The sequence below is a fragment of the Streptomyces xanthophaeus genome, assembly GCF_000725805.1.
GTDB classification, from domain to species: domain Bacteria; phylum Actinomycetota; class Actinomycetes; order Streptomycetales; family Streptomycetaceae; genus Streptomyces; species Streptomyces xanthophaeus.
Genome location: NZ_JOFT01000135.1, coordinates 1 through 313, shown reverse-complemented (window position 1 = coordinate 313; position 313 = coordinate 1). Strand labels below are relative to the sequence as shown.

Annotated in this window: 1 protein-coding gene; it reads left to right on the top strand. The window is 71.2% G+C overall.

The window, feature by feature from the left end; all coding sequences use genetic code 11:
* On the top strand, positions 1-313 hold a 313-nt coding region (locus tag IO30_RS0129185), incomplete at both ends, for a carboxyl transferase domain-containing protein (protein WP_031147858.1).

The following is a 313-nucleotide window of genomic DNA, read 5'->3' as shown; positions in this document are numbered from 1 at the left end:
GGAGGGCGTCTCGGCGCTCGCCGGGTACGGCGGCATCTTCCAGCGCAACACCAAGGCCTCGGGCGTGATCCCGCAGATCTCGGTCATGCTGGGCCCCTGCGCGGGCGGCGCGGCGTACAGCCCCGCCCTGACGGACTTCGTCTTCATGGTCCGCGACACCTCGCAGATGTTCATCACCGGCCCGGACGTGGTCCGCGCGGTGACCGGCGAGGACATCACCCAGAACGGGCTCGGCGGCGCGGACGTGCACGCCGAGACCTCGGGCGTCGCGCACTTCGCGTACGACGACGAGGAGACCTGCATCGCCGAGGTC